At 49.2% G+C, this 9,849-nt stretch carries 10 protein-coding genes and 2 pseudogenes; all 12 read left to right on the top strand.

Translation table 11 applies throughout. The features are described from left to right. On the top strand, positions 1 to 883 hold an 883-nt coding region (locus ACO6VX_RS06650; RefSeq protein WP_422457948.1), incomplete at its 5' end, for an RHS repeat-associated core domain-containing protein. 4 nt (positions 884 to 887) lie between these two features. Then, on the top strand, positions 888 to 1,127 hold the full coding sequence (locus tag ACO6VX_RS06645; protein WP_010246002.1) for a hypothetical protein: 240 nt from the start codon (positions 888 to 890) through the stop codon (positions 1,125 to 1,127). Between the two features lie 48 nt (positions 1,128 to 1,175). Next, positions 1,176 to 2,960, top strand: a pseudogene (locus ACO6VX_RS06640) (glycohydrolase toxin TNT-related protein); the annotation flags it as partial. Further along, positions 2,957 to 3,316: a hypothetical protein gene (locus tag ACO6VX_RS06635; protein WP_064691217.1), complete on the top strand. Its 360-nt coding sequence runs from the start codon at positions 2,957 to 2,959 to the stop codon at positions 3,314 to 3,316. The pseudogene ACO6VX_RS06640 and the gene ACO6VX_RS06635, both read left to right, overlap by 4 nt. A 71-nt stretch (positions 3,317 to 3,387) precedes the next feature. Next, a pseudogene (locus tag ACO6VX_RS06630) lies at positions 3,388 to 4,380 on the top strand (RHS repeat domain-containing protein); the annotation flags it as partial. A 108-nt stretch (positions 4,381 to 4,488) separates the two neighbouring features. Further along, a complete protein-coding gene (locus ACO6VX_RS06625) occupies positions 4,489 to 4,803 on the top strand; it encodes a hypothetical protein (protein WP_176442657.1) in 315 nt (104 codons plus the stop codon). Position 4,804: 1 nt separating this feature from the next. Beyond that, a complete protein-coding gene (locus ACO6VX_RS06620) occupies positions 4,805 to 5,296 on the top strand; it encodes a hypothetical protein (protein ID WP_062757479.1) in 492 nt (163 codons plus the stop codon). A gap of 141 nt (positions 5,297 to 5,437) precedes the next feature. After that, positions 5,438 to 5,758, top strand: a complete 321-nt coding sequence (locus ACO6VX_RS06615) for a hypothetical protein (RefSeq protein ID WP_062757480.1) — start codon at positions 5,438 to 5,440, stop codon at positions 5,756 to 5,758. 291 nt (positions 5,759 to 6,049) lie between these two features. Then, positions 6,050 to 7,012, top strand: coding sequence for a hypothetical protein (locus ACO6VX_RS06610; RefSeq protein ID WP_089414263.1), 963 nt, complete (start codon positions 6,050 to 6,052; stop codon positions 7,010 to 7,012). Beyond that, positions 7,012 to 7,593 carry a hypothetical protein gene (locus ACO6VX_RS06605; RefSeq protein WP_033767031.1) on the top strand — a complete coding sequence of 194 codons (582 nt, stop codon included), beginning with the start codon at positions 7,012 to 7,014 and terminating at the stop codon, positions 7,591 to 7,593. The genes ACO6VX_RS06610 and ACO6VX_RS06605 overlap by 1 nt, the downstream gene beginning before the upstream one ends. 268 nt (positions 7,594 to 7,861) lie before the next feature. After that, entirely contained in the window at positions 7,862 to 8,869 is a 1,008-nt protein-coding gene (gene dgcN, locus ACO6VX_RS06600; RefSeq protein WP_033767033.1) for an N-acetyltransferase DgcN, read from the top strand. Between the two features lies 1 nt (position 8,870). Further along, positions 8,871 to 9,836 (top strand): N-acetyl-D-Glu racemase DgcA, encoded by a 966-nt coding sequence (gene dgcA, locus ACO6VX_RS06595; protein ID WP_033767035.1) that lies wholly within the window; start codon positions 8,871 to 8,873, stop codon positions 9,834 to 9,836. Positions 9,837 to 9,849 lie beyond the last annotated feature (13 nt).

Raw genomic sequence — 9,849 nt, 5'->3', positions numbered from 1 at the left:
ACCGTCGGGGAACGCCGTCACGACGCGCTTTGTGTGGGAAGGCTACCGCCTGCTGCAGGAAATCCACGACGGGATCCCGCTGACCTACGTTTACAGCGACAGCCAGAGCTATGAACCACTTGCGCGTATTGATGGTGTGGAAAGCCCGGAAATTTACTGGTTCCATAATGCGGCCAATGGAATGCCGGAGCTGCTGACTGACGGTGAAGGGCAAAAAGCCTGGGAAGGTATCAACAGCCCGTGGGGCAAGCTGCTGCGTGAATCCAGCCAGCGGATGCCGGTCGTTCAGCAGAACCTGCGTATGCAGGGCCAGTACCTGGACCGGGAAACCGGACTGCACTACAATCTGTTTCGTTATTATGACCCGGACAGCGGACGGTTTACCCAGCAGGACCCGATAGGGCTGGCGGGCGGGATCAACCTTTACCAGTATGCCCCGAATGCGCTGGGTTGGGTGGATCCGTGGGGGCTGAGTAGATGTACGCTTGAGAAAAAAGGTCAAAGAATCCCCGACCATCATAAAGCAAATTTCACAGATGGTGTAATCACTAATAGACAGGTTAGTGGCGATGAAATATTTTATAAATATCATGGTAAAACCAATAGATTAGGAAGGGATTTCAATTACGTCACTAAAAAGAAATATACTTCAGAGGCAGAGTTAAGGAAAGATCTGGCCATCCTAAAAGAATGGGGCGTTAAGATAGATCGGGTTACAACCTTCAAACCTCAAAAAGGAACATGGGTCACTGAGGGTACTGCTGCTCCGCAAATAAGTACTAATAGATTGGAAGTTCTGGAAGGCGGAGGCTATCAAGGCCTGATAAGTATCAAGGAATTAGCAAAATCCACGATAATTAGAACAGACAGAGTGAGTTTCTAATAATATGAATATACAAAAAGCTATTGAAATTTTAATTGAACTGATCGACTTAGTAGAAAGGAAAAATAAATCACAAGGAAAGGAATTGTACAAGTCAGCATTGGATGTTTTAAAAAATGAAAATTGTTCAAATATTGATTTAGAGCTTTTGTACAGGAATTTTTGTGGGTATCTGGCTCATGGTGAATTTGATGAAGAAGAATATCAAAAGGTGTTGCAACTGATCAGTTTTTTAAAGAAATAAAATCTCATTTACTCATCGCTGTCACTACCCTGATGAGGGTGACAGTGCCTGAATAAAGTATCGCAGTATCTGCCGCTGTCGGACACCGAGTGGAGCCAGCAGGGCGAACTGGCGTGGGAGTATGACGCGCTGGGCAACTGCACTGCCTTAACCCTGCCGGATGGCCGCAACCTGAAGCAGCTTTATTACGGTAGCGGCCATCTGCTGAGCATCGCATTAGACAACCTGCCGGTCACTGAATTTACCCGTGACACGCTGCATCGGGAGCTGAGCCGGACGCAGGGCGGCCTGACCATGCGCAGTGAGTACGATCGCTTAGGCAGACTGCGCCGCCGTGACGTGTTTAAGGGTGACTCACAGCGTCCTGCACCGCGCGTCTGGTCCCGCCGGCGCGACTTCGATTACGGCAACAACCTGATCCGCGAAGAGCGCGACGATAATCCGTTCAGCCAGACATTATGGAACTACGATAACGCCTGCCGGCTGTTGTCACAGGAGGGTGCGCAACCGGGTAATGAACAGTGGCGCTGGGATGGCGCAGGCAACCCGCAGGATCGCCATAGTGCCGCCCATGTCATGCACAACCGTGTCACCGAACTGAACGGTATCCGCTGGCAGTACGATATCCATGGCCGCACCACCGAGAAAGATGACGGCCAGACCCGCTGGCGCTACCGTTACGATGGTGAGCATCGCCTGACGGACGTCATCAGCGAGCCGCGGGACCGTAATAGGCCGCGTACTAAGGTGAGTTTCCGCTACGATCCGCTTGGGCGCCGCATCAGTAAAACCAGCCAGCAGCTGTTGCAGGGAAAACCGTCGGGGAACGCCGTCACGACGCGCTTTGTGTGGGAAGGCTACCGCCTGCTGCAGGAAATCCACGACGGGATCCCGCTGACCTACGTTTACAGCGACAGCCAGAGCTATGAACCACTTGCGCGTATTGATGGTGTGGAAAGCCCGGAAATTTACTGGTTCCATAATGCGGCCAATGGAATGCCGGAGCTGCTGACTGACGGTGAAGGGCAAAAAGCCTGGGAAGGTATCAACAGCCCGTGGGGCAAGCTGCTGCGCGAGTCCAGCCAGCGGATGCCAGTTGTTCAGCAGAACCTGCGTATGCAGGGCCAGTACCTGGACCGGGACAAATTTGCTTAAGCAAATTTGAACATCGCTTCAGCGATGGCCCCAATGGGGTGAGGCACCGCAGGGGCCGAATCAACCGGACTACACTACAATCTGTTTCGTTATTATGACCCGGACAGCGGACGGTTTACCCAGCAGGACCCGATAGGGCTGGCGGGCGGGATCAACCTTTACCAGTATGCGCCGAACGCGCTGGGTTGGGTGGATCCATGGGGGTTGAGTAGGTGTAAAAACGAATGGAATGATTTCCAGAAAAAGTCGAATAAAAAACAATTCACTTCAAGGAAACAAGCATCCAAAGCATATGCTTTATGGAAAAAACAAGACTGGGCAGCGTTAGAACAATTTATGGGTGAAGGTGCTTGGCCTCCTAACCGCGGTTTTGTTACTTCAGTGAAAGAAACCCTTCAACCCGGAGAATACGTAGATCGTTATGGTGGATGGATTGAAGATGGTGTTTTCAGAGATCCTGGAACATTTCTTTCTCCGGCCGGAGCTTCGTTTGAGGGAAGGGCGCTTCCGGATTATACTTTAACAAAGCCACTATCCACCTATGAGGTATTAAAACCTTATGAAGTTGATTCAGGTCCGGCAATTCCTTGGTTTGGGAAACCAGGAATGAACAAACAATACGAAACAGCTGATTATATTGAAGATCTTATTAAAGATGGAGTCTTGAGAAAGTTATGAAAAATTTCATTCAAAATAAAGTTTTGTTACATGATGGTAATGAAACTGACTTTATCCATAAAAAGAATTTTTTTGAATGTCCATGCTGTTCTGGAAAAATAGTCTTTTCGGTATATGGTTCAAGAAGTTTCAATTCAGAAGAGTTAGATTTTAAGAAAACTTACTCAAAAAAAATAAAAGGAGTAAAGGAGAAAGTTAAAGATTCGGGTCGTTATCATTATGATGGAGAAGCTATCAGCTTTTTTGAGACGGAATGTGATTTTGAAAATCATAAGGTAGTAGTGTTTTTTACATTTTCGGAAATTCAACCTTCTAGATATTCTTCTCATTTGATTGGTCTTTTTCTAAAGGATTAATTTCTTTATTTTCATTTTAACTAAAGAACCTTTTAGTTAATTACATTGATTCTTTAGAGACTATACGTGATTCTTGCCGATCTAACTTCGATTACGGCAACAACCTGATCCGTGAAGAGCGCGACGATAATCCGTTCAGCCAGACATTATGGAACTACGATAACGCCGGGCGGCTGTTGTCTCAGAACGGTGCGCAGCCGGGTAATGAACAGTGGCGCTGGGATGGCGCAGGCAACCCGCTGGATCGCCATAGTGCCGCTCATGTCATGCATAACCGCGTTACCGGACTGAACGGTATCCGCTGGCAGTACGATATTCATGGCCGAACCACTGAGAAAGATGACGGGCACACCCGCTGGCGCTACCGTTACGATGGTGAGCATCGCCTGACAGACGTCATCAGCGAGCCGCGGGACCGTAATAGGCCGCGTACTAAGGTGAGTTTCCGCTACGATCCGCTTGGGTGCCGCATCAGTAAAACCAGCCAGCAGTTGTTGCAGGGCAGGCCGTCTGGCAACGCCGTCACGACGCGCTTTGTGTGGGAAGGCTACCGCCTGCTGCAGGAAATCCACGACGGGATCCCGCTGACCTACGTTTACAGCGACAGTCAGAGCTATGAGCCGCTGGCCCGTATTGATGGCGTGGAAAGCCCGGAGATTTACTGGTTCCATAATGCGGCCAACGGAATGCCGGAACTGCTGACTGACGGTGAAGGGCAAAGAGCCTGGGAAGGTATCAACAGCCCGTGGGGCAAGCTGCTGCGCGAGTCCAACCAGCGGATGCCGGTCGTTCAGCAGAACCTGCGTATGCAGGGCCAGTACCTGGACCGGGACAAATTTGCATAAGCAAATTTGAACATCGCTTCAGCGATGGCCCCAAGGGGGTGAGGCACCGCAGGGGCCGAATAAACCGGACTGCACTACAATCTGTTTCGTTATTATGACCCGGACAGCGGACGATTTATCCAGCAGGACCCGATAGGGCTGGCGGGCGGGATCAACCTTTACCAGTATGCGCCGAACGCGCTGGGTTGGGTGGATCCGTGGGGGCTGAGGCGTTCATGTAAACCTAATAACCCGACAAAAAATAATGATCACAACCAAGGCGCCTTTGCAAGACAGTGGCAGGGGAGAGGTGTCTATAAAGGCCGTGACACCTGGCAGAATACTATATTGAAAGAAAATGATATTGTTTATGGTGGTGTTCCTGGACAGTCTGGTTTTTATTTTGACAAAGCAACCTTAGATGCTGCTGCAGGAAGCAGAGAGTCACTTTGGAAAAGTTTACAAGTGTTACCACATCCGAAATTTGGCTATCGTGGGCAGATACAGGCTTACAGGGTAAAACGTGAAACAGTTGCTGGAACCGGCGAAGCACTGTCACAGGATCCGATAAAATTTGGTGCTGGTGGTGGAACGCAATTTTTCCTTTCTAACTTTAGAACAGTGCTGGAACCTGTTGGAAATCCATTCAGTATGGGGAAATAAAATGGATGTAAATAAAGACGATGGAAGGTTGAGTTTTGGAAATGGATTAGTTCTTTCTTCTACTTCGACTAGACAGGAGTTGTTTAGTATTGATGATATTTTTTGGGAGCCGTGGCCTGATAATGGTGTGAATACTGTTGCCTACCGAGCTGTTTTTAATATAAGTAAAAATAGACAGGGTGATATTTACTTAGTGGTTTTCTTTTCTTGTCCGAGTGATATGAATGATACAGTAAAAAGTTGGAGTTTTGCTCCTGATAAATTATTAATGGGCGAGCAAAACAAACCTGATGGTAAAGTCACCCGGAAGTTAAGGGATTGGTTTAAAGAGCAAACAAGTATTGACCTTCCTGCGTATGGTGCATGGGGGCATATTGATGCCGCATATGATCCTCATAACAGAACTGGTACTATCGTTTGTAATTATCGTTCAGGCTTTAAAGATGAAAAAGCATGGAAAGATTACATCAAATGGAATAAATTTAAAATTTAAATTAATAATAACAAAAATACGATGTGTGTCCTTCGGCTATGTTGAATGCATAGATCTTATAACACAGTTTAAAAAGAAATTTCGCAAGCTTGAAAAATATAGATAAAAACAATATTTTTCAAAAAACACTAAAGGACTTAAATGCTAAGCGCCATTATTGTAACTATATTAGATGATGAAAAGGTGGCATTTAAATCGGTGGGTTGCAGCCAGAACATATCATGTTTTTCAACGCGTGGATTTCTCGAGAAGGGGAGTTCATGTTGTGTTTATTTTGAAAGCGAAAGTGAAAAAATCATAGCGATAAAAAAACTTGTCGAAATTGGCGCTTTGTTTTCATATGGTCATGGATGGGCACCATCTCAGGTTATGGAGTATTTAAAGGAAAAGGGTAAGATCGATATGCCTTATAAGGAAATTTTCTGGCGCGGACCAGGGGATTATGTGATAACAGAAAGGTAAATGTTATTTTCTACAAAGTTGTGTTAAATGTTTATTGCTTTATTAAAATGGCAATAGATTTTTATAAGGTTGTTTTTCTGATTTAATATAAGTCTGTTATTGTGTGTCTTAATTTTAGAGTTCATGAATATAATGACTGGTGTTTTTTGTTCAATCAAGAAATGGTAAGCTTCTTCGTGTGTCGCCTATTTAATGATATGTAATTCTGATGCGGTAAGGATGAGGTTTCCATTTAGAGTTTAATGTCTTAATAACTCTCTTTTTATTATTTTAAGCCTATAAGGAGATAAAATGAACCTGCCAGGAATGAATCCCGAGAATAACTTACCGGGTTACGACATCGCCAGGATGACCGGTTATGGGGCACCTGATTTTGATTTCAAAGCGCTGGGTGCTGCAATGGATTGTACTCGGGAGTTTTATCAGGCTGGCATTATCTATGCGGATGGCGCACAGCGTTATCTTGTTCGGCCTGGTCAGCGTCATCCTAATGGTCAAAGTGGTATCGTTACACATCTGATTGTGACCAAAACGCCCAGACAAGCCACAGCGTCTAATACGGGCAAGTCACTTAGTGAAGCAGTAAGCGTAACCTCAATGGGAACGGAGATTGCCTCGACCGTGCTTTCCTGTGGTGCAATGATTATCACTGCTGGCGTAGCGGTTATCGGCGCTTCTGCAACGCCTATAACCGCTGGCAGTAGCGGCGTGCTTGTTGCTATTGGTTATGCTGGCGCTGCCGCAACAGGCGTGCAATGTGTCAATGGTATTTACCGGGTTTATGATCTCGTCGAAAATGGTGGTGAAAACGTAGCGTGGCTGGACTCTCAGGATTGGTACGTTGCCACTTCAACGTCTCTTGACCTTATTTCACTAGCCAGTGTGGGCGGTGCGTTAAAAGAAGCCCTTGCAACATGGCGAGCGATGAAATCAGTCTCTTCTTTAAAAGCAACGGAGTGGCTCCGGAACTATCCAAGGCAGGACCGGACTCGCCTTACTGAATTAATCATTAAGGCACAAAACCCTGGTATAAGTAATAAAGAGCTTAAAGCCGCCATCCGTGCAGGACTTTATCCAAAGCGTTTCCCTGTAGAGTCGGTGCAAAAAGAACTTGTTAAGCAACTCGCGCAGGTCGTTACGAGCGCAGCTGCTGTGGCAGGCAGTGCTGTCAGTGGTATCATTGCTGCTCCAGGTAATGTGCCACGCTCCGGGCGCTATATTGTGGGGACAATTCAATCACTGGCGGTATTTTAATGCAATTTCTATCATGGCTTGTCGGGCGAAATATCACTGAACTACTGCAACATGGTCGCGAAATAGATCAGCTAATCGCACGGCAGGATAATTCGATACTTGCCCGTTCCACTACAGAGCTTGAACGTTATTTTAAACAGCCTGCTGAGTCGCTTCCCCGGCAAAACGGCTTCCCGGTTGCGATAGTGCTGATGCTGTTGCTGGTTTCATTTGCATTTAATTTGCTGACGTTTCTGCACGCTTTACCTCCGCTCAGTCCACAGATACATGCGTTGAGTTTTTTTGTTCCCTCAATCGTCGTTATTGGCGCGATACTCACGGCCAGTTACCTGCTTGCGCGAGGCCATACAGCCGGTGTGGCGGGGCTGGCTTACGTCTGTGCGATGTTGTTTATATCGACCGTTTTACTCTTGAGCTACAGCGTAGTTACGGGTAGCCACTCGGGTCTGTGGCTGCTTCTGGCACTCGCGGCTTTGGTGGGTGCTCGCTGGATACTTAATGGGCAGGCTTTCATCCTGTTTGCCATTTACTGCCGGACACAACGCCTCGCCAGCGTCGCCCGGCAGCGTCGCATGAAATAACCCATACTGGTCTGAAGTGCTATTATCGCGGAATACCCATTCCGCGACTCTCTTTTATTTTTCTCTCAACACGATCTTTTTCCTATGACCCACTCCTTCTTTTAATCCATACCCTGTCCAATCCCCCTGAAAAACCCATCCATCATCACTATTACCTCTGGCTATAACCTGCCGTTATACCCTCCTGCTAAACAAGCATTCGTCACCTTTCAGAGCGCATGAAATAGTGGTTTCAGAACCTGATCTTTTGGCTGAAACGAGAGACAACATGCTAATCCCACAACCCTATTTACTCTTTCTTGGCGATGTTACCGATCCCCTTGCGGCAAAAACGGCGCGCGGTATTCATATCTGGCGGCCGGAGCAGTGCGTTGGCGAAATTAAACTGCCGGGCTGCACGGTCAGTCTGGGTCTGGATGAACTGGATATTCCCGGCGCCAAAGCGCGCGGCGCAAAAACGCTGGTGCTTGGCACTGCCAATGCCGGGGGCTATCTGCCAGCGCACTGGCTTGAAACGATCAAAAGTGCCATTAAAGCAGGCATGAATGTGGCCAGTGGGCTGCACCACCGACTGGTGGATGAACCGGAACTGGTGACGCTTGCACAGGCTTCTGGCGTTGAGCTTTTTGACCTGCGTCATATGCGTCCAGCGCTCAATGTTGGCAGCGGTAAGAAGCGTTCAGGTAAGCGGATACTGACCGTGGGTACAGACTGCTCAGTGGGCAAGATGTACACCTCACTGGCGCTGGAAGCGGCGATGCGTGCGCGCGGCCTGAGAGCTGATTTTCGTGCCACGGGGCAGACCGGCATTCTGGTCGCAGGGGAGGGCATTGCTGTGGATGCGGTCATCGCTGATTTTATTGCCGGTGCAGCAGAAGCGCTTTCACCGGCGAATGACGAGGACCACTGGGACATCGTTGAAGGCCAGGGCTCACTGTTCCATCCCTCTTATGCGGGCGTGAGTATGGGGCTGATGCACGGTGCGCAACCACACTGGCTGGTTATGTGCCATGAAATGGGACGACCCCACATGCGTCATTTGCCACACCAGCCCATGGTCAGCCTGCAGGCGTGCGTTGAAGCCAATCTGCGCGCCGCACAGGTGACCAGTGAGTCGGTTCAGCTGGCTGGCTTTGCTATCAATACCTCCAATTACAGCGAAGAAGAGGCGCTCGCTTATTGCGCCGAAATCAGCGCTGAGTTTGGCTTACCTGCCACAGATCCGGTGCGTTTTGGTATTGATGAGATCGCCGCACTGCTTCAGGAGCGTGGCTGAAATGAGAAAGTTGCAGATTGATGTGGTGGAGCTGCCGCTGGCGCGACCCTTTGCTATCGCACGCGGTACCCGTACCGCCGTGACGGTCATCCGTGTCACCCTGGAGCAGGAGGGATTCATCGGGCAGGGCGAATGCACACCAACGGCCCGCTACGATGAGACGCCGGATAGCGTTCAGGCCATGCTCGAAGCGGTACGCACTGACATTGAGTCGGGCCTCAGCCATCATGATCTGCAACACCGCTTACCCGCCGGTTCAGCGCGCAACGTGCTGGACTGTGCGCTATGGCGACTTGATGGCGCACGGGCTAATCAGACGCTTTGGCAAAAGAGCACCTGCTCTCAGCCAGAGTCGGTCATTACGGCAGAAACCCTTAGCCTCGATACGCAGGAATGTATGGCTCAGGCGGCGGCGGATGCTATGTCACGTGGCACCCTCCTGCTCAAAATTAAGCTCGACCGTAATGCGATTCTGGAAAAAGTGGCGGCGATTCGCGCGGCGGCACCGCATGCCACGCTCATTATCGATGCCAATGAAGCCTGGTCGGGTCTGGAACTGGAAAGCCTGCTGGTGGCACTGAAGGCCTTCAACATCGCGATGGTGGAGCAACCCCTTCCCGCCGGACAGGACCATGACCTGTTACGTTTCAAACATCCCATACCGGTCTGTGCCGATGAGAGTTGCCATACGCGGGCGGATATTGCCGGACTACGCGATCGCTACGAGATGATCAATATCAAGCTGGATAAGTGCGGTGGCCTGACTGAAGCGCTGGCGATGGTGGATGAAGCGCGGACGCTCAATATGCGCATTATGGTCGGTTGCATGCTGGGCTCGTCACTGGCTATGGAGGCCGCATTGCCCGTCGCGGTTAACGCTGAGTTCGTCGATCTGGATGGCCCCATCTGGCTAGCCGCCGACAGTTCTCCTTTCCTGAGCTACTCCCAAGGCCGTATCTGGCTATAACTCTGTGAGGCGA

It is taken from the genome of Pantoea sp. BJFS-204 (assembly GCF_049310725.1).
Taxonomy (GTDB): Bacteria; Pseudomonadota; Gammaproteobacteria; order Enterobacterales; family Enterobacteriaceae; genus Pantoea; species Pantoea agglomerans.
The sequence above is the reverse complement of the archived record's forward strand: the minus strand, read 5'-3'. Positions and strand labels throughout refer to the sequence as shown.

What these genes read in the sequence shown, in the direction of transcription:
- dgcN (WP_033767033.1), top strand. Translation starts at nt 7,862, where the DNA reads ATGCTAATCCCACAACCCTATTTACTCTTTCTTGGCGATGTTACCGAT.
- ACO6VX_RS06605 (WP_033767031.1), top strand. Translation starts at nt 7,012, where the DNA reads ATGCAATTTCTATCATGGCTTGTCGGGCGAAATATCACTGAACTACTG.
- ACO6VX_RS06645 (WP_010246002.1), top strand. Translation starts at nt 888, where the DNA reads ATGAATATACAAAAAGCTATTGAAATTTTAATTGAACTGATCGACTTA.
- dgcA (WP_033767035.1), top strand. Translation starts at nt 8,871, where the DNA reads ATGAGAAAGTTGCAGATTGATGTGGTGGAGCTGCCGCTGGCGCGACCC.
- ACO6VX_RS06635 (WP_064691217.1), top strand. Translation starts at nt 2,957, where the DNA reads ATGAAAAATTTCATTCAAAATAAAGTTTTGTTACATGATGGTAATGAA.
- ACO6VX_RS06615 (WP_062757480.1), top strand. Translation starts at nt 5,438, where the DNA reads ATGCTAAGCGCCATTATTGTAACTATATTAGATGATGAAAAGGTGGCA.
- ACO6VX_RS06620 (WP_062757479.1), top strand. Translation starts at nt 4,805, where the DNA reads ATGGATGTAAATAAAGACGATGGAAGGTTGAGTTTTGGAAATGGATTA.
- ACO6VX_RS06610 (WP_089414263.1), top strand. Translation starts at nt 6,050, where the DNA reads ATGAACCTGCCAGGAATGAATCCCGAGAATAACTTACCGGGTTACGAC.